Genomic DNA, 16,783 nt, shown 5'->3' with positions numbered 1-16,783 from the left:
ATCCAGGCGTCGCGGAGATCGCGCGACCGGATTTCATAGAGGAGCAATTATCGTGGCCACCACAAAGCTTCTAAGCGATGCCGAGGTCGAAAAAATCCCGGCGGTGAAGGCCGTTTTCGACGACATCCGCGCAACGCGGAAATCCGATTTCGTCAACAATTTCTGGCGCGGGCTGGCCAACGATCCGGCGGCGCTGAAGCGGGTCTGGGAGCAGCTCAAGGCGGTGATGGTGGCCGACAGCGCCATCGATCCGCTGACCAAGGAGATGATCTATATCGCGGTGTCGGTGGCCAATGGCTGTTCCTATTGCATCCACTCGCATACGGCGGCAGCGCGGGCCAAGGGCATGACCGATGCGCAGCATGGCGAGTTGGTGTCGATCATCGGGCTCGCGGGCCAGACCAACCATCTGGTGACGGCCATGCAGATCCCGGTCGATCCACAATTCGAGGTAAGGTGATGGGCGACTTGGCTGGATGTGTTGTTTAAGAGCTATTCTCGCTAAAATTGTAAGCGTCGTCATCGTCGAGTTTTAGGAAATTGACCCTAAGCAGCTACGGAGGACAATGCTGGGGGTCGATAATGCAGGCGATATTCAATAGAAACGTTCTTCTAGCGATATTATTTTCGGCTCTGACTGTTGTAGGTTTCTGGCTGTTGACCAAGCCCAAGCAGCCAGCGCAACTTCCGACCTTTAGTCGCAGTGTTGCGAAATCGCTTGACGAAGGGATTGCACGCTACGGTGCCGAGGGTTTTCGCAAGAAGAACGAACAGGAATTTCTGGACGCCCTCGCGAACTTTCAAAAGAACGGACCTAAAGCGCCCGACACGTCGCAATAGAGGCACCCTAACTGTGATGTTTGGGCAAAGCCTTCACGCCGGCCGGTAAACCCTCTTCGCCGTGTTCCAAAAAATGTCCGTCTCGGCTTCTGCGCCATGCTTCGCCACCGCCGCGCGGTGCGCCTTGATCAGGTCGGCATGGCTGGTCCAGAGCTTTTCGATCGGGAAGTTCGAGCCGAACATCAGCCGGGTGCTGCCGAGGATTTCGACGGCGTTGTCGACGATGTAGGCGATCAGCTTCGGGTCGTTGCGGTGCTCGAACGTGCCGAGACCCGACAGCTTGGCATAGAGGTTCGGCGCCGTAGCGAGGGTCCGCAGGCCGGCTTTCCAGGCTTCGGTGGTTTCGGGCTCCGTGCCGGTCAGCATGCCGGCATGGGTGAGGATGAAATCGGTTTCCGGGTTTTCGCCGACCAGCGTCAGCCCGTCCTTCATCTGGGCTGGGAAGAGCTGCAGGTCGAAGGACAGGCCGTAGTCCTTCAGCCGCGCGACATTGGCGCGAACATTGGGATCGATGACTTGGTCGGCCGAGGCGGCGAAGCGGAAGGCGGGCGTTTCGTGCCAGTGCAGCTGCATGCGCACGCCGCGCAGCAGCTTGTATTTCATCAACCGGTCGATCTGTGGCCGCACATCGTCCACGGTCATGTCGGCATAGCCGACGATGGCATGCGGCCAGCCGGTTTCATCCGCGGTCTTCTGCAGGAAGGCGACCTCCTTCTCGAAATCCGCCTTGGCCCAGTTGGTCTGGACATAGACGGCCTTCTCGACCCCGGAGCCTTTCTGGTCGTCGAGGAATTCCGTGATCGGATAATCGCGGCGAATCGGCTCGTAGGGGCCGAAGATGCGCGGCACCATCGGCCCGACCAGCCAGGGCTGGTCCTGCTGACGCCAGATATGGAAATGCGCGTCGATGGCCTTCTGCATCACGAGACCCTTTTCCAGATGGCTTCTGCCGCCGGAGCGTGGCGGGCGAGCGCCAGGATGAAATCGCTGAGGCTTCGGACCGACGAGCCGTCGACCAGGTCGTCGAGAACCGGCAGGATGGCACGAAGTGCATCGGTCGCCGGGCGAAAGCGCGGATCGCCGGCGAGCGGCGTCGCCAGTGACAACCGGAAGGCGCGGTCGCTCAGCCGGCGCATCGCGGTCTGGAAGGCGGCATGGTCGCCGCGCTCCAGCGCGTCGGACAGAATGACGACACAGGCGCCGCGCGCGAAGGCGGAAAAGCGCGGCACCGAGAGCAAGGCAAGCAGGGTCGGCCCCATGCGGGTGCCGCCGTCCCAGTCGTCGACGAGCAATGCTGCGCGCGCCAACGCCTGCCCGCGGTCGCGGATGCGCAGCGCCGACGTGACGCGGGTGAGCCGCGTGCCGAAGGTAAAGATTTCCGCGCGGTCGGCACCTTGCACCGTAGCGTGCGCGAGCTTGAGATAATCGGCGGTGTGGAGCTTCATCGAGCCGGAGACATCGATCAACAGCAGCAGTTTTCGCGGCACGGTCTGCCGGCGGCGCAGTTGCGGCGAGGGGATATCGCCATCGGCGCTGACGATTTCGCTGAGCGAGCGCCGAAGATCGAGCGTGCCGCGCGAGCGGGTGCGGGTTGTGCGAAAGGAGCGGCGGGGGGGGAGGGCGGAGGCAAGCTTGCGGCGGAACTGGCCAAGGCCATCGATATCACGCTGGAAGTCGCGGCTGCTCAATTGCTCGAGTGCGGAGGACAGTTCGCCGCCTTTCTCCCGGCGAGTGGTTTGCTTTTCCTCTTCGCGTGTGCCGCGATCGTCCTTGATGCGGGTTTCTTCGTCCTCTTCGCCTTCGATCGAAGGTTTGGCGTCGCCGTAGAAATAGGCGCGGAAATGCGCTTCGAATTCGCTGCGACGGTCGGGCGAGGGGGCCAGCGTGGCGAGTGCGGCTTCGCGGATGTCGTTCATCGAGCGGGGGCCAAGCAGGGTTACGGCCTGCATGAAGCTGGTGATTTGCTCGGGGGCAATGGCGAAGGCGTGACGGCGTAGCAGGCGAGCAAAGCCGAGGAAGGGCGCGGCGGCTTGGGGTAAGCCTTCCTCGCCCCGTTTACGGGGAGAGGATGCCGGCAGGCAGGTGAGGGGCAGCGCCGACATCGGAGGTTGGCGCTGCCCCTCATCCGCCCCTTCGGGGCACCTTCTCCCCGTGAACGGGGAGAAGGGATTGTTGAGGTCGCGCATCACGCAAGGGCCTCCTCGACGATCTTTCCGAGGCCCGGCGCGATCGCAGTCAAATCTTCCTCATCCTTGATCAGCACGCCGATAGCCCGCCGAAAGGCCTCCGGCCATTGGCAGCCGCCTTTCTCAAGGATGGTCGCGGCATTCGCCCATTCGACCGCCTCGGCGATGCCGGGGGGCTTGGCCAGCGGGCGCGCGCGGATTTCCTGCACCGCGTTCGCCACCGCGCGTGCGGTCGCTTCGGCGACGTCGCTGGCGCGCAGCATGATGATCTCGGCTTCGCGGGCGGCGTCGGGATAGCCGATCCAGTGATAGACGCAGCGCCGTCTGAGCGCCTCGGCCAGCTCGCGGGTGCGGTTGGAGGTCAGGATGACGATCGGCTGGGTCGCGGCGCGGATCGTGCCGCGTTCCGGGATGCTGATCTGGAAGTCGGAGAGGAATTCCAAAAGCAGCGCTTCGAACTCGTGGTCGGAGCGGTCGATCTCGTCGACCAGCAGCACGCGCTGGTCCGGCGCTCGCAGCACCTGCAGCAGCGGGCGGGCGATCAGGAAGCGGTCGTCATAGATGTCGATCTCGTGCTCGCCGGCATGGCGGATGGCGAGCAATTGGCGCTGGTAGTTCCACTCGTAGAGCGCATGCGCGGCGTCGATGCCTTCATAGCATTGCAGGCGCACCAGCTCGCGGCCGAGCAGCTCGGCGACCGCTTTCGCGGCTTCGGTCTTGCCGACGCCCGGCGCGCCTTCGAGCAGCAGCGGCTTGCCCAGCCGGATCGCCAGGAAGATCGCGGTCGCGAGGCTCTCGTCGGCGAGGTAGCGCGAGGCGGCAAGACGGGCGGCTATCGCCTCCGGCGAGGCCGCGATCTCAACGGCGTCGGTGAGAGCCATCGTCCCGCTCAGCTTGCTGCCTGCGCCTTCAATGCGCGCAGGATGCGTTCGGGCGTGATCGGCAGCGTGTCGATGCGCACGCCGACGGCGTCGAAGACGGCGTTGGCGACCGCAGGGATCTGCGGGTTGGCGCACATCTCGCCAGGTCCCTTGGCGCCGAACGGCCCGTCGGCGGATGGGCGCTCCAGCACGATGATTTCGGTCTCGGCCAGATCGCCGGGGCCAGGCATCAGATATTGGTTGAAGTCGGTGCCGCCATGGTCGCGGTTCGGGTAATAGGGCTCGGTCGTCTCGTAGAGCGCGTGGCTGATGCCCATCCAGGAGCCGCCGACCAGCTGCTGCTCGACCATTTTCGGATTAAGCGCCCGGCCGATCTCAAAGATGTTCTTCACCGTCAGCACCGTCACTTCGCCGGTCTCGTCGTCGACCTCGACCTCTGCCACGGTGCAGGCGTGGGCGTAGCAGGTGGACGGCTTCATCGCGCCGGTTTCCTTCTCTGGATAGGAGCGCGGGATCAGGAACATGCCGCGTCCCGAAATCGAGCGGCCGCGCTTGAAATGCGCCGACAATGCGACGTCGAAGATCGAGATCGATTTCTGAGGCGCGCCCTTCACCTGTATGTTGCCCTCGCCGTCGGTCTCAAGGTCGGAAGCGTTCACCTCCAGCTCCTCGGCCGCCACTTCCAGCATCACCTGGCGGGCTTCCTTGGCGGCCTGGATGACGGCGTTGCCGGCGCGGTGCGTGCCGCGCGAGGCGAAGGTGCCCATGCAGTGCGGACCGGTGTCGGTGTCGGCTGTGTCGATGATGACGCGGTCGGTCGGCACGCCGATCGTCTCGGCGCAGATCTGCGCCATGATCTGCTTCATGCCCTGGCCGAGATCGACCGACGACAGCGTCACCGTGAAATTGCCGGTCGGCGTCGAATGCACCAGCGCCTGGGTCGGGTCGCCGCCGAGATTCATGCCGGTCGGATAGTTGATCGCGGCGACGCCGCGTCCACGCCGGATCGCCATCTCAGGCTCCCTTCCTGTAGGAGGACATCGCCATGTATTTCTCCGCCACCGGCCAGTTGGCGGCGCGCGAGGCTTCCTGCATGCATTCGATCAGCGCGGCGCCCTCGGTCGGCTGGCGATGCGCCTTCATGTCGCCGTCGCGATAGGCGTTGATGAAGCGGAATTCGAGCGGATCCATGCCGATCAGCCGCGCCAGCTTGTCCATCTGCACTTCGAGCGCGAAGTCGCCGATGGTGACGCCGAAGCCACGCATGGCCGACGAAGGCGTGCGGTTGGTGTAGACGCAATAGGTGTCGATCCAGACATTGGGGATCGTGTAGGGGCCGGGATAGTGCGCGGCGCCCTTCTGCGCGCCATAGGGCGAGTGGCGCGAATAGGCGCCGGCGTCGGTGTAGCCGGTCACCTTGCGCGCGACGATGCGGCCGTCCTTCATGACGCCGTCCTTGATGACGACCTTTTCCGCCGCGCGCGGCGAAGAGACCTGCATCTCTTCCTCGCGGCTGTAGATGAAGGAGACCGGACGTCCCGTGAGCTTGGCGGCGAGGATGGCGATCGGCTCGACGATGACGTCGACCTTACCGCCAAAACCGCCGCCGACGGTGCCGCCGACGAAATGCAATTTCGAACCCGGCATCTGCAGGATGATCGAGGTGTTGTCGAGGGTGAAGAACATCGCCTGCGTGTTGGTGTAGCAGGTGAAGCGGTCATTGCCTTCGGGCGCCACGACGCAGCCGGTCGTCTCGGTCGGCGCGTGCTCGATCGGCGAGGACTGGTAGCTTTGTTCGAGGATGTGGTCGGCCATGGCAAAACCTGCCTCGACATCGCCGAAGCGAACCTTGCGGCACTCGCCGCTGTCATAGAGGTAATAATTTTGCCCGTGATGTTCGTTGACCAAGGGCGCGCCGGGCTTCAGCGCTTCTTCCATGTCGAAGACGGCGGGCAGCACCTCGTAGTCGACCTTGACCTTGGCGGCGGCCTCCTGCGCGGCGCGCTCGGTCTCGGCCAGCACGGCGACCACGGCCTCACCCTTCCAGCGCACCTTGCCGTCGGCCAGCACCGTCTCGTCCTCGGGGCCGATCTGGATCAGGATCAGGATGGTGTAGACATTGTGCGGCACGTCTTTCGCGGTGAGCACGCGCGCGACGCCCGGGTGCTTCTCTGCTTCCGAGGTGTCGATCGAGCGGATGCGGGCGTGGTGGTGCGGGCTGCGCACCATCTTCAAATGCAGCATGCCGGGAAAATTGCGGTCGGCGAAATAGGCGGTCTTGCCGGTCACATGTCCCGGTGAATCGAGGCGCGGCCGCGGCTGACCGATCTCGTGCAGGCCGTCCTTGCGGACATCGGCGAAGTAGTTCTTGCGCAGCTCCATGGCTCGTTCCCTCAGGCGGCGTTCTGCGAGTTGGCGCGCGCGGCGGTGAGCACCGCTTGGATGATCGGCTCGTAGCCGGTGCAGCGGCAGATGTTGCCGGACAGCGCTTCGATCACCTCCTCGCGGCTGGGGTTCGGCGTGCGGTCGAGCAAGACCTTGGCGGCCATGATCATGCCCGGCGTGCAGAAGCCGCATTGGGTGGCGAAGGCGTCGAGGAAGGCGCGCTGCAACGGATGCAGCACACCGCCTTCGGCAAGGCCGGCGGTGGTCTTGATGTCGGTGCCGTTGCAGGTCTCGGCAAGTGTGAGGCAAGAGAGCCGCAGCTCGCCGTCGATGATCACCGAGCAGGCGCCGCAAGTGCCTTGGTGGCAGCCGCCCTTCGGCGAGGTGTCGCCGATCTTGTCGCGCAGCGCGTGGAGCAGCGTCGTGCCGCTTTCGACGAATTCGGCTTTCTCCGAACCGTTGAGCGTGAACTGAACCGGGACTTTTGCCATTCTTTCCTCCCTGCTCGCCTGCCCGAATGAACCGGACAGACGCGCGTCCCCCATGGATGTTTATGTCAGCAACAATCGGCCGAGATGGACCGGCAGCACCTCGGCGCGATACCAGGCGCTGGCGATCGGGTCGGTGATCGGCGCGATGCCTTCGACCGCGGCGGCCAGCGCCGGCGCGATCTCCTGCGGCGTCAGCTTGCAGCCGAGCAGCGCCTTCTCCGCCGCCTTGGCGCGCATCGGCCGGTCGGCCATGCAGCCCAGAGCGATGCGGGCCGAGGTCACGCTGCCGTCGACCGTGCGTTGCAGATGCGCGGCGATGCTCAGCACCGAGATGCCCTTCGGCTTGATGCGCGACACTTTCAGGAAGCGGAAGCTCTCCGCCTTGGGCAATGAAAAGCCGACAGCGGTGACGATGGCGCGACTGGTGTCGCGGCCGGCCAGGAAGGTCTCGATAGGCATTTCGCCGTCTTCGGTGGCGACGGTCGCGTCCAGCGCCAGCAGCGCGACCGCGAAGTCGCCGTAAGGGGCAGTGGCGAACAAATTGCCGCCGACGGTAGCCATGTTGCGGATCGCCGGGCCGCCGACGGCGCGCGCGGCCGGCGCAAGTGCTGCAAGCTCTGGACGGCGCGCGATCGCCGCCATGGTGACGGAAGCGCCGAGCCAGACCTTGTCGTCGGAAACCGCGATCTGCGACAGGCCGGGGTCGGTGACACGGATCAGGCTGGAGACGGAAACGTCGCCTTCATTGGCCGCGCGGATGACGAGCGTGCCGCCGCCAAGATAGCGGGTGCCCGACACCTGCAGCGCGGTGTTGGCGTCTTTCACGCTCGAAAAGGTGCGTAGCGCAAGCGACATGGCGGGCTCCCGTCAGCTCTGACCGGCGAAATGGGTCTTCAGGGCGTTGAAACCGCCTTGGAAGACGTTGGCGCCCATGCCCTCGGCCAGCTTGTCGGCCTCCTCGGGCGCGGCGTCGAAGCTTGCCGTCCATTCGGCGTAGGTGCGGTTGCCGTCGGTGACGCGCCGCAATTGCAGCGTCGCCTTGTGGTTGGTGAGCGGCTGCGGCGTTTCGAGGATGGAATAGCTGACCAGGAAATTCTGGTCGGAGAAGTCGAGCAGTTTCTCCCGCACTGTTGCGCCGCTGACCAGTTTGAAATTTCGCACGCAGCCGATCGCGGTGGCGTCTCTGCCGTCTTCGATATGGCTTTCCACCATGCGCGGATGCCAGCTCGGCAGACCGTTGAAGTCGCGGATGCGCGCCCAGACCTTTTCGACCGGCGCGTCGATGACGCTGGAAATGGTGACTTTCGCCATGGACTGGGTTCCCTTGCCAAGATCGATAGGAGGCTAGGGCCGCCGGCGGGCCGGCGCTTATCAATGCGTCTTGAGCGCGTATCAACCAGTCGGAAAAACAGGCGCCCTAGGTGATCGCCCGTGCGGCTTCTCGATAGAGCGTCGGCGGCACGCCGACATGGTCGCGGAAGAAGCGCGAGAAATTGCCCTGGGTGGTGAAGCCGAGATTGCAGGCGACCGAGATCAGCGGCTCCTGCGACCACTGCAGCTGGCGCACGGCTTCTTCCATGCGCAGCGTGTTCCAGTAGACGTTGGGCGTCAGGTTGGTCTGTTCCTTGAACAAAGCGAAGAAGTGCGGCCGGGATAGGCCGACCGAACGGGCGACGTCGTCGAAGGAGATGCGCTCGCAGACATTGGCCTTCATCAGCTGGATCGCCTTGCGGACGCGGAAATCCTGCAGAGTGTTGAGGCGGCAGCGGGCGACCTGCGCCGAGGCGTCGGCAGCATCGAGCACTGAGTCGATGAAGCGCTCGATCTCGTAGTTGGCGACGTCGTCGACGCTTTCATTGTCGCTGAGGTGATCAAGAAGGTTGGCCGCGGCCTGATGCAGCCAGGGTTCCAGCGTGATCGCGGCCTGCGCGAACAGCGGCGCCGACGACGGCAGGTCGCGACGGCGGCGGGCCCAGTCCGGATCGATGTAGAAGGCCAGGAACAGGCCTGGCCTGCCGTCATGCGAAAGCGCATGGCTGTGCGGCTGGAACGAATTGATGCCGGCGGCGGTGTCCGGTCCGAGCCGCACCGTCTCGCGGCCGATGGTCATTTCGCCGGCCGTGCCTTCCAGCCAGATGATGAGATGCGCCTCGCCATGCGCATGGGTGACGAAGTCGTTGGCGACATTCAGCACGGAGACATGTCCGAACCGGCCCCAATAGAGCCTGATCGCGTCCGTCATGGGTATCGTTCCTCCCGCAGGCGACTGGCCTCCCTTCGCCTGCGGGGGAATAGTGCGGCGGGTGTCTGGTCGCGTCAAGGCAGGCAGAATACGGCCGAACCTGCGTCCCTGCCGTCCGAACGGATTTTCAGACTGAGCGATAGGGACCGAACCGAATAGCGCTAGTCGCTGCGCCTGAAGTTGCGGATACGGTCGAACAGCACCGCCAGGATGATGGCGCCGCCGATAAAGGTGCCCTGCCAAAAGGCATTGATGCCGAGCAGCCCAAGGCTGTTGCGGATCACCTCGATCAGCGCAGCCCCGACGACAGCGCCTATGGCGGTGCCGACGCCGCCGGCGAGATTGGCGCCGCCGATGACGGTTGCGGCGATCACCTGCAGCTCCATACCGGTGCCGAGATTGGTGGTGACCGCGCCCAGCCAGCCGGTCTGGATGATGCCGGCGATTCCCGCCGACAGCGCAGAGATCATGTAGACGGCGACCTTGATCTGCTTGACGGGAACGCCGGTCAGCGTCGCCGCATGCTCATTGCCGCCAATGGCGAAGATATGCCGGCCGAACTTGGTCCAGCGCAGGATGAAGCCGGTGATCAGCGCCAGGATGATCATGTAGAGCACCGGATTGGCGATGCCGAACACCCAGGCGCCACCGCCCAGCGCCAAAAGCTTCTGGTGGTCCGGCCCGAACTGGAAGACCACTGTGTTGTTGGACGCGACCATCGCAAGGCTGCGCGCCACCGACAGCATGCCGAGCGTCACCACGAAGGGCGGGAAGCCGAGATAGGCGATGAGCATGCCGTTGAAGGCGCCGATGGCCAGCGCGGTGACGATCGTGGCCAGTATGCCGATCTCGATCGAATAGCCGGCATGCATGGTGACGGCGAGCACCATCGAGCACAGGCAAAGCACCGAGCCGACCGACAGGTCGATGCCGCCGGTGATGATGACGAAAGTCATGCCGAGCGCGACGATGGCGACGAAGGTGACGTTGCGGGTTATGTTGAAGAGGTTCTTCGAGGTGGCGAAGGAATCGGTGGCGAAGGACAGGAACAGGCAGGCGAGGATGACCGCGATCACCACCCAGAAGGTCTGGTTGGCGAAGAGCCGCGAGAAGAAGGTGTGCTGCTTCTGCGCGATCGTCTGGTCTAGGGTGACTGCCATTATCGACCTTTCCTGCTGAACCGATAAACGCCGCGTTTGCGGGCGTTCATCCCACTTGCTCGATCGCGCCGGTGATCAGGCCGGTGACCTCCTCGGGCGAGCTCGAGGCGATTTTCTTGTCCGCGACCTTGCGGCCGCGCCGCATGACGATGACGCGGTCGGCGACATCGAAGACGTCGGGCATGCGATGGCTGATCAGCACCACGGCGATGCCTTGGTCGCGCAAATGGCGGATCAGGTTGAGCACCTCGGCCACCTGCCTTACCGAGATCGCCGCCGTCGGCTCGTCCATCAGCACGATCTTGGCCTGCGACAGCATGGTGCGGGCGATCGCCACCGCCTGGCGTTGGCCACCCGACATCTGCTTGACGAGGTCGCGCGGGCGGGTTTCGGATTTCAGCTCGGCAAAGAGCTGGCCGGCGCGCTTGTACATGGCGCCATAGTCGAGGATGCGAAGCGGGCCGAAGCCACGGCGCAGCTCGCGGCCGAGATAGACGTTTGCCGCCGCCGTCAGATTGTTGCAGAGCGCCAGGTCCTGGTGGACGATCTCGATGCCATGCTGGCGGGCCTCGGCCGGTTTGTGCAGGACGAGTTCCTTGCCCTCCAGTTGCATGGTGCCGTGGCTCGGGCGGAAATTGCCGGCGATCATCTTGACCAGCGTCGACTTGCCGGCGCCGTTGTCGCCCATCAGGCCGACGACCTGTCCGGCTTCCAGGGTGAACGAAACGTCGTTGACCGCCTGGATGGCGCCGAAATGCTTCGAGATGTTGGCGAGTTCGAGAACCGACACCAGCCTTAAGCCTCCCCATCTGTCCGCTGCCTTGGCCGTCCTGAATGACAGCGTGGCGCAGGTTCGCCCGTCCTGTTCCTCCCAAGCGGGCGCGATGCACACATTTAGGCAAATGCCGGCAAAGGCGTCAATCAATTGTCGGACGATTAATTTCGAGACTCGACGAAAAATCGGTTTTGTAGGACAAATAGCAATTGACGTTAGCGGAAAGCCGATATTAGCTAAGCCTCGGAGGAATAGTTTGCCCGTCCAGCGCGTATATGGCGCAAGGGGCAAATGGTTTGAGAGTGAGGGATCTGAAGGCCGGTCTTGATTCGACTGGCCACGGATCGGCAGATGCTTATCAGCCTGGGCAGGACATGAGCGCTCCTTGGAGGCTCCTTCTGTTCTGTTTGGTCCGGGCTGATCGGTGTGGCGGGCACGCCGTGTCCGTCTGGTTCAAGGGAGGAACTGATTATGAGGAAAACACTTTTGCTCGCCGCCGTCGCCGCCATGGCGATGGGCGCCGGGCCGGCTCTGGCCAAGAAACAGCTCGTCATCGTCGTGAAAGGTCTCGACAACCCCTTCTTCGAAGCCATCCATCAAGGCTGCGAGAAGTGGAACAAGGAAAATGCCAGCTCGGAATATGAGTGCTTCTACACCGGCCCGGCCTCGACGTCGGATGAAGCCGGCGAGGCGCAGATCGTGCAGGATATGTTGAGCAAGCCGGATACGGCGGCGATGGCGATCTCGCCGTCCAATGCGCCGTTGATCGCGCAGACGATCAAGAGCGCCAATCCGTCGATCCCGATCATGACCGTCGATGCCGACCTGGCCAAGGAAGACGCAGCGCTGCGCAAGACCTATCTCGGCACCGACAACTATCTGATGGGCAAGAAGATCGGCGAGTACATCAAGAAGGCCAAGCCGAATGGCGGCACGATCTGCACCATCGAAGGCAATCCGGCGGCCGACAACATCCTGCGCCGCGCGCAAGGCATGCGCGATGCGCTGTCGGGCAAGGAAGGCCTTGCGGCACTTGCCGGCGAGGGCGGCTGGACCGAAGTCGCCGGTTGTCCGGTGTTCACCAATGACGACGGCGCCAAGGGCGTGCAGGCGATGACCGACATCCTCGCCGCCAATCCGAAGCTCGACGCCTTCGGCATCATGGGCGGCTGGCCGCTGTTCGGCGCCCCGCAGCCCTATCGCGACCTGTTCAAGCCGATGGCCGACAAGATCGCCAAGAACGAGTTCGTCATCGGCGCCGCCGACACGATCGGCGACGAGGTGGCGATCGCCAAGGAAGGCCTGGTCACCGCACTGGTCGGCCAGCGGCCGTTCGAGATGGGCTACAAGGCGCCGTCGGTGATGCTCGACCTCATCGCCGGCAAGAAGGTCGACGACCCGGTCTTCACCGGCCTCGACGAATGCACCAAGGAAACGGCCGACACCTGCATCCAGAAGTAGGCTTGGGCTGCATCCGGAACGAAGAGGGGCGCCCCTGCGGCGCCCCTTTTCTTTCAGTGCCGACCCAGTGATTGAACCGGGCATGGCGCCTCCTGCTTCAGATCTTCTGCTTCACGCCGTCCTTGGAAGGCATCAGGTCGACACCGTTGAGCTTGCCGATATGGGTGGCGAGCATCGGCACATACTGCTCGGCCGGACCGGCGGCATGGGCCGTGGCGAAGGAGTTCTTGGTGGCGTTGCCGAGCGGGTTGGCGATGCCCGCGGCGCCTGCCATCGAGCCCAGATAGGTCAAATCCTTGAAGGCGTTGGCGATGGTGAATTTATGCGCGTCGCGGTCACCCTCCAGCGTCCAGCGCATGAAGGTCTGGTAGAAGCCGCAATCCATACGGCCGTTGCGGATGACGCTGTCGAAGCGTTGCGGCGAGATGCCGACCTTCTCGGCCAGCGTCAGCGCCTCCGAATAGATCGCCGCGTAGCCCAGCGAGATGAAGTTGTTGAGCAGCTTCATGCGGTGGCCGTCGCCGGTGTCGCCGATATGGACGATGCGGCCGGCCCAGGTCTCGATCACCGGCTTCAGCCTGGCAAACAGCGCGTCCGGCGCGCCGACCATGGCGTCGAGCGTGCCTTCCCAGGCCTCCTTCGGCGTGCGGCTGAGCGGCGCGTCGACGAGGTCGACGCCGATCGCCTTGAGCTCGGCGGCCAAAGCCACGGTCGAGACCGGGTCCGATGTAGAGCAGTCGACGACGACCGATCCCTTTTTCAGGCCTTGCTTCAGTCCACCCGGGCCGCGGATGATCTCTTCGACCTCGCGTGAGCCGGTGACGCAGATGAAGACAATGTCGGAAGCCGCCGCCACGTCCTTGGACGTCGCGGCTTCCTTGGCGCCGCGGCCGAGCAGGTCCTCTGCCGGCTTGCGGTTCTTGCGGCCGAGAAAGGTCAGCGGGTAGCCCTTGTCGACGATGTTCTTGGCGATGCCGTGCCCCATCAGGCCGAGGCCGATGAAGCCGATTTTTTCGCGCGCCGCGTTCGTGGTCATGTCGTTCGTCCTGTTCGGGTGATTATCGATAATTGTGCCGACGTTCTTGCCGCATATGGTTGCAGAATGCAATATTGTCTGACAATACACCTCAAAGTCCAAACGATGCGGAGAGAGCTGCAAATGACCAAGCGGATCATGTTCACCGGCGGCAGCGGCAAGGCCGGCCGCCATGTCGTGCAATATCTGGTCGAACATGGCTGCCAGGTGCTCAACATCGACACCAGGCCGCTCGACAATCCCAAGGTGCGCACGCTGATCACCGACATCACCGACAGCGGCCAGGTGTTCAACGCGCTGTCGAGCTATGCCGGCCTGCACGAGTTCGATCCGTCGCTGAGGGCGCAGCCGGTCGACGCGGTGGTGCATTTCGCCGCCATTCCGCGCATCATGATCACGCCCGACAACGAGGTATTCCGCATCAATGCGATGGGCACTTACAATGTCATCGAGGCGGCGGTGAAGCTCGGCATCCGCAAGGTGATCATTGCCTCGTCGGAGACGACCTACGGCCTGGTCTTCGCCAATGAACCGCGCAACCCGACGCATTTTCCGCTCGACGAGGACTATGACGTCGACCCGATGGACTCCTATGCACTGTCGAAGATCGTCAACGAGAAGACGGCCCGCGCCTTTGCGCTGCGCAGCGGGTTCGACATCTATGCGCTGCGCATCGGCAACGTCATCGAGCCGCATGAATATTCGCTGTTCCCGAAATGGTTCGCCGATCCCGGATTCCGCAAGCGTATCGCCTGGAGCTATGTCGATGCGCGCGACCTCGGTCAGATCACGCTCCGGGCCATCGAGAAGGACGGGCTGGGCTATCAGGTGTTCAATGCCGCCAATGACGACACATCGTCGGACCTGCCGACGGCGGAGCTTTTGCAGCGCTTCTATCCGGGCGTGCCGGTGAAGGCCGAGCTCGGCGAATATGAGACGCTGCTGTCGAACCGCAAGGCGCGCGACATGCTCGGCTTCCGCCCGGAGCATAGCTGGCGCAACTATGTCAAAACCGCGTGAGAAGAGCGACAAATACTGGTTGAGCTGTGCACATCTTCGCGCCTTGACGCAAAGCAGGCTTGCCGTGCTTGACAGGCCCCTAAAACGGGATTTTGTGGATCACATGCGGGACGCAAAGCCGAACAACGATAAAAAACCGGCGAAGACAGCAGCCGCCGAGCGCGCCGTGGGGGTCCGCCGGGCCGACGCGCCGCGCATTCCGGGCGCCAGCGTGCATACGTCCCTGGCCAGCGAAATCGGGCTCAGGATCGTGCGCGGCGACTATCCGCCGGGCACCATCCTGCCCAATGAAGCCAAATGGTCGGAAACCTTCGACGTCAGCCGCTCGGCGGTGCGCGAGGCGATCAAGATGCTGATGGCAAAGAGCCTTCTGGCATCGCGGCCGAAGATCGGCAGCTGGGTCGAGCCGAAGGAGCGCTGGAACCTGCTCGACCGCGACGTGCTCGCCTGGTACGCGACCTCGCCCGACCGCGAGGTGTTCCTGAAGACGGTGCAGGAGTTCCGCCACATCATCGAGCCGGAAGCCACCGCCTTCGCCGCTATGCGGCGCAGCGACGAGCAGATGGCCGAGATCAGCCAGGCCTGCCGCGAGATGGGCGAGGCGACCAATCTGCAGGAGCGGACGCGGGCAGACACGCGCTTCCACCTCGCTATCCTCAGGGCTTCCGGCAACGATCTGCTGGTACCGCTCGGCGTGCTGATCGAATCCGCCTTCGACCACCTCTTCGCCTACACGACGCGCGAGCTGGACGATCTCCACCATGCCCAGAAGCTGCATGAGGCGATCGAACGGAATATCCGCCTGCAAAGGCCGGATGCGGCGCGCAACGCGGTGCGAAAGCTGCTGGCGAATACCGACGAAGTGATCCAGTCACGCTAAGGTCTGCCCAGGCGGCGATGCCTCTTCAAGTCCTGGAGCCACGGATTTGCCCGTCGTGGCGCTGCTCCGCCCGGCAAATGCGCCGATAGTTGTGCCGGACAGCGGGACGGGAAACGCCTTGACGACGGTAACAGCAAATCCGGCCAACAGCCCGGGCATAGACAGCGGATATGCCTGGATGAGGCTCGCCATTTCGGTGCTGCTCGCCACGATCGGCTGTGTCGGCAGTTGGGCGGTGGTCGTGGTGTTGCCCGCCGTCCAGGCCGAATTCGGCATCGACCGCGCGGCCGCATCGATGCCGTTCACCGCGACGATGGTCGGCTTTGCAGCCGGCAATGTTCTGATCGGCCGCGTCGTCGACCGCCTCGGCTACTGGGTCCCGGCGCTGGTTTCCACCGTAGCGCTCGCCGCCGGCTTCCTGCTCGCGGCCCTGTCGCAGTCGATCTTGCAATTCACCCTTGCCCAGGGCGTTCTGATCGGCGTCGGCACGGCGGCGATCTTCGGGCCGCTGATTGCCGACATCTCGCATTGGTTCAACCTGCGGCGCGGCGTCGCCATGACCGCCGCCGCGTCCGGCAACTATCTCGCCGGCGCGATATGGCCGACGCTCATGCCCCATCTCATCCAGGGCCATGGCTGGCGTATTACCTATGCCGCCATCGGCATCTTCTGCCTGGTGACCATGGTGCCGCTGGTGCTGATGCTGCGACGCAAGGCGCCAAGGCAAGCGGCAGCCGGTTCGCCCGGCGCCAGGGTGGTTCAGCCTATTTCGCTGTCGCCGGGCGCGTTGCAGGTCCTGCTGATCATCGCCGGCCTTGGCTGCTGCGTGGCGATGTCGATGCCGCAGGTCCACATCGTCGCCTATTGCATGGACCTCGGCTATGGCGTGGCGCATGGCGCCGACATGCTGTCGATCATGATGGCGGCGGGTGTCGTCAGCCGGCTTGGCTCGGGCTTCATCGCCGACCGTATCGGCGGCGTGAAGACGCTGCTGATCGGCTCGGCGCTGCAATGCCTGTCGCTGTTTTTCTACATACCTTTCAACGGCTTGGCCTCGCTCTATGTGGTGTCGCTGGTGTTCGGGCTGTCGCAGGGTGGCATCGTGCCGTGTTATGCGATCATTATTCGTGAATACATGCCCGCCAAGGAGGCGGGGCAGCGCATCGGCACCGTGCTGATGGCGACGATCTTCGGCATGGCGATCGGCGGCTGGATGTCGGGCTGGATCTACGATCTCACCGGCTCCTATGCTGCCGCCTTCCTCAACGGCATCGGCTGGAATCTCGTCAATGTCGCGGCGATCGCGCTGCTGATGTGGAAGGCCAACAGAAGCGTCGCGTCCGTTGCCTGACGCCCCTTGCCGACCGGACGCCCCCACCGGCTTGCTTGACAATGGCTGGTGCATGCGCGACCCCAAGCAAATCGA

General features: G+C 63.9%; 18 protein-coding genes. 6 read left to right on the top strand and 12 right to left on the bottom strand.

From position 1 onward, the window contains the following. Nucleotides 1-52 precede the first annotated feature (52 nt). Nucleotides 53-460, top strand: coding sequence for a carboxymuconolactone decarboxylase family protein (locus FJ988_RS25165; protein ID WP_140821054.1), 408 nt, complete (start codon nucleotides 53-55; stop codon nucleotides 458-460). Between the two features lie 122 nt (nucleotides 461-582). Further along, nucleotides 583-840 (top strand): hypothetical protein, encoded by a 258-nt coding sequence (locus FJ988_RS25160; RefSeq protein WP_140821053.1) that lies wholly within the window; start codon nucleotides 583-585, stop codon nucleotides 838-840. Nucleotides 841-873: 33 nt separating this feature from the next. Here FJ988_RS25160 and FJ988_RS25155 read toward each other — a convergent pair whose 3' ends face one another. The 11 genes from FJ988_RS25155 to FJ988_RS25105 form a co-directional block, all read right to left on the bottom strand. Next, nucleotides 874-1,761: an amidohydrolase gene (locus FJ988_RS25155; protein ID WP_181183664.1), complete on the bottom strand. Its 888-nt coding sequence runs from the start codon at nucleotides 1,759-1,761 to the stop codon at nucleotides 874-876. Continuing rightward, the gene (locus tag FJ988_RS25150; protein WP_246688656.1) at nucleotides 1,761-3,026 is read right to left on the bottom strand and encodes a VWA domain-containing protein; all 1,266 of its coding nucleotides are present in this window, start codon (nucleotides 3,024-3,026) and stop codon (nucleotides 1,761-1,763) included. Before FJ988_RS25150 ends, FJ988_RS25155 begins: the two co-directional genes overlap by 1 nt. After that, nucleotides 3,026-3,907 carry a MoxR family ATPase gene (locus FJ988_RS25145; RefSeq protein ID WP_140821051.1) on the bottom strand — a complete coding sequence of 294 codons (882 nt, stop codon included), beginning with the start codon at nucleotides 3,905-3,907 and terminating at the stop codon, nucleotides 3,026-3,028. The genes FJ988_RS25150 and FJ988_RS25145 overlap by 1 nt, the downstream gene beginning before the upstream one ends. A gap of 8 nt (nucleotides 3,908-3,915) precedes the next feature. Further along, a complete protein-coding gene (locus FJ988_RS31450) occupies nucleotides 3,916-4,920 on the bottom strand; it encodes a xanthine dehydrogenase family protein molybdopterin-binding subunit (protein ID WP_140821050.1) in 1,005 nt (334 codons plus the stop codon). Nucleotide 4,921: 1 nt separating this feature from the next. Continuing rightward, on the bottom strand, nucleotides 4,922-6,289 hold the full coding sequence (locus FJ988_RS31445; RefSeq protein ID WP_140821049.1) for a xanthine dehydrogenase family protein molybdopterin-binding subunit: 1,368 nt from the start codon (nucleotides 6,287-6,289) through the stop codon (nucleotides 4,922-4,924). A gap of 11 nt (nucleotides 6,290-6,300) precedes the next feature. Next, entirely contained in the window at nucleotides 6,301-6,783 is a 483-nt protein-coding gene (locus FJ988_RS25130) for a (2Fe-2S)-binding protein (RefSeq protein WP_140821048.1), read from the bottom strand. Between the two features lie 60 nt (nucleotides 6,784-6,843). Next, nucleotides 6,844-7,638, bottom strand: coding sequence for a xanthine dehydrogenase family protein subunit M (locus FJ988_RS25125; RefSeq protein WP_140821047.1), 795 nt, complete (start codon nucleotides 7,636-7,638; stop codon nucleotides 6,844-6,846). Between the two features lie 12 nt (nucleotides 7,639-7,650). Next, a complete protein-coding gene (locus tag FJ988_RS25120; protein WP_140821046.1) occupies nucleotides 7,651-8,094 on the bottom strand; it encodes an SRPBCC family protein in 444 nt (147 codons plus the stop codon). A gap of 106 nt (nucleotides 8,095-8,200) precedes the next feature. Then, the gene (locus FJ988_RS25115; RefSeq protein ID WP_140821045.1) at nucleotides 8,201-9,025 is read right to left on the bottom strand and encodes an AraC family transcriptional regulator; all 825 of its coding nucleotides are present in this window, start codon (nucleotides 9,023-9,025) and stop codon (nucleotides 8,201-8,203) included. A 161-nt stretch (nucleotides 9,026-9,186) separates the two neighbouring features. After that, nucleotides 9,187-10,185: an ABC transporter permease gene (locus FJ988_RS25110; RefSeq protein WP_140821044.1), complete on the bottom strand. Its 999-nt coding sequence runs from the start codon at nucleotides 10,183-10,185 to the stop codon at nucleotides 9,187-9,189. A 46-nt stretch (nucleotides 10,186-10,231) separates the two neighbouring features. Then, complete coding sequence (locus tag FJ988_RS25105; RefSeq protein WP_140821043.1) at nucleotides 10,232-10,975, bottom strand: ATP-binding cassette domain-containing protein; 744 nt, start codon at nucleotides 10,973-10,975, stop codon at nucleotides 10,232-10,234. 456 nt (nucleotides 10,976-11,431) lie between these two features. Here FJ988_RS25105 and FJ988_RS25100 point away from each other — a divergent pair, with 456 nt between their 5' ends. Beyond that, entirely contained in the window at nucleotides 11,432-12,421 is a 990-nt protein-coding gene (locus FJ988_RS25100) for a sugar-binding protein (protein WP_140821042.1), read from the top strand. Between the two features lie 97 nt (nucleotides 12,422-12,518). On the opposite strand, the gene FJ988_RS25095 is transcribed toward FJ988_RS25100, so the two are convergent. Further along, nucleotides 12,519-13,457 (bottom strand): NAD(P)-dependent oxidoreductase, encoded by a 939-nt coding sequence (locus FJ988_RS25095; RefSeq protein ID WP_140821041.1) that lies wholly within the window; start codon nucleotides 13,455-13,457, stop codon nucleotides 12,519-12,521. Nucleotides 13,458-13,580: 123 nt separating this feature from the next. Between FJ988_RS25095 and FJ988_RS25090 the strand changes: the two genes are divergently transcribed. From FJ988_RS25090 to FJ988_RS25080, 3 genes are all read left to right on the top strand, one after another. Beyond that, nucleotides 13,581-14,477, top strand: a complete 897-nt coding sequence (locus FJ988_RS25090; protein WP_140821040.1) for an NAD(P)-dependent oxidoreductase — start codon at nucleotides 13,581-13,583, stop codon at nucleotides 14,475-14,477. Between the two features lie 103 nt (nucleotides 14,478-14,580). Further along, nucleotides 14,581-15,357 carry a FadR/GntR family transcriptional regulator gene (locus tag FJ988_RS25085; protein ID WP_140821039.1) on the top strand — a complete coding sequence of 259 codons (777 nt, stop codon included), beginning with the start codon at nucleotides 14,581-14,583 and terminating at the stop codon, nucleotides 15,355-15,357. A 178-nt stretch (nucleotides 15,358-15,535) separates the two neighbouring features. After that, nucleotides 15,536-16,708: an MFS transporter gene (locus FJ988_RS25080; RefSeq protein ID WP_140821038.1), complete on the top strand. Its 1,173-nt coding sequence runs from the start codon at nucleotides 15,536-15,538 to the stop codon at nucleotides 16,706-16,708. Nucleotides 16,709-16,783: the final 75 nt, after the last annotated feature.

The organism is Mesorhizobium sp. CU3, assembly GCF_006442965.1.
Classification (GTDB): Bacteria; Pseudomonadota; Alphaproteobacteria; order Rhizobiales; family Rhizobiaceae; genus Mesorhizobium.
The sequence above is the reverse complement of the archived record's forward strand: the minus strand, read 5'-3'. Positions and strand labels throughout refer to the sequence as shown.

Bases quoted from the DNA above. Each gene is read 5' to 3' on its own strand.
- FJ988_RS25160 (WP_140821053.1), top strand. From the start codon at position 583: ATGCAGGCGATATTCAATAGAAACGTTCTTCTAGCGATATTATTTTCG.
- FJ988_RS25155 (WP_181183664.1), bottom strand. From the start codon at position 1,761: ATGCAGAAGGCCATCGACGCGCATTTCCATATCTGGCGTCAGCAGGAC.
- FJ988_RS25150 (WP_246688656.1), bottom strand. From the start codon at position 3,026: ATGCGCGACCTCAACAATCCCTTCTCCCCGTTCACGGGGAGAAGGTGC.
- FJ988_RS25145 (WP_140821051.1), bottom strand. From the start codon at position 3,907: ATGGCTCTCACCGACGCCGTTGAGATCGCGGCCTCGCCGGAGGCGATA.
- FJ988_RS31450 (WP_140821050.1), bottom strand. From the start codon at position 4,920: ATGGCGATCCGGCGTGGACGCGGCGTCGCCGCGATCAACTATCCGACC.
- FJ988_RS31445 (WP_140821049.1), bottom strand. From the start codon at position 6,289: ATGGAGCTGCGCAAGAACTACTTCGCCGATGTCCGCAAGGACGGCCTG.
- FJ988_RS25130 (WP_140821048.1), bottom strand. From the start codon at position 6,783: ATGGCAAAAGTCCCGGTTCAGTTCACGCTCAACGGTTCGGAGAAAGCC.
- FJ988_RS25125 (WP_140821047.1), bottom strand. From the start codon at position 7,638: ATGTCGCTTGCGCTACGCACCTTTTCGAGCGTGAAAGACGCCAACACC.
- FJ988_RS25120 (WP_140821046.1), bottom strand. From the start codon at position 8,094: ATGGCGAAAGTCACCATTTCCAGCGTCATCGACGCGCCGGTCGAAAAG.
- FJ988_RS25115 (WP_140821045.1), bottom strand. From the start codon at position 9,025: ATGACGGACGCGATCAGGCTCTATTGGGGCCGGTTCGGACATGTCTCC.
- FJ988_RS25110 (WP_140821044.1), bottom strand. From the start codon at position 10,185: ATGGCAGTCACCCTAGACCAGACGATCGCGCAGAAGCAGCACACCTTC.
- FJ988_RS25100 (WP_140821042.1), top strand. From the start codon at position 11,432: ATGAGGAAAACACTTTTGCTCGCCGCCGTCGCCGCCATGGCGATGGGC.
- FJ988_RS25095 (WP_140821041.1), bottom strand. From the start codon at position 13,457: ATGACCACGAACGCGGCGCGCGAAAAAATCGGCTTCATCGGCCTCGGC.
- FJ988_RS25090 (WP_140821040.1), top strand. From the start codon at position 13,581: ATGACCAAGCGGATCATGTTCACCGGCGGCAGCGGCAAGGCCGGCCGC.
- FJ988_RS25085 (WP_140821039.1), top strand. From the start codon at position 14,581: ATGCGGGACGCAAAGCCGAACAACGATAAAAAACCGGCGAAGACAGCA.
- FJ988_RS25080 (WP_140821038.1), top strand. From the start codon at position 15,536: ATGAGGCTCGCCATTTCGGTGCTGCTCGCCACGATCGGCTGTGTCGGC.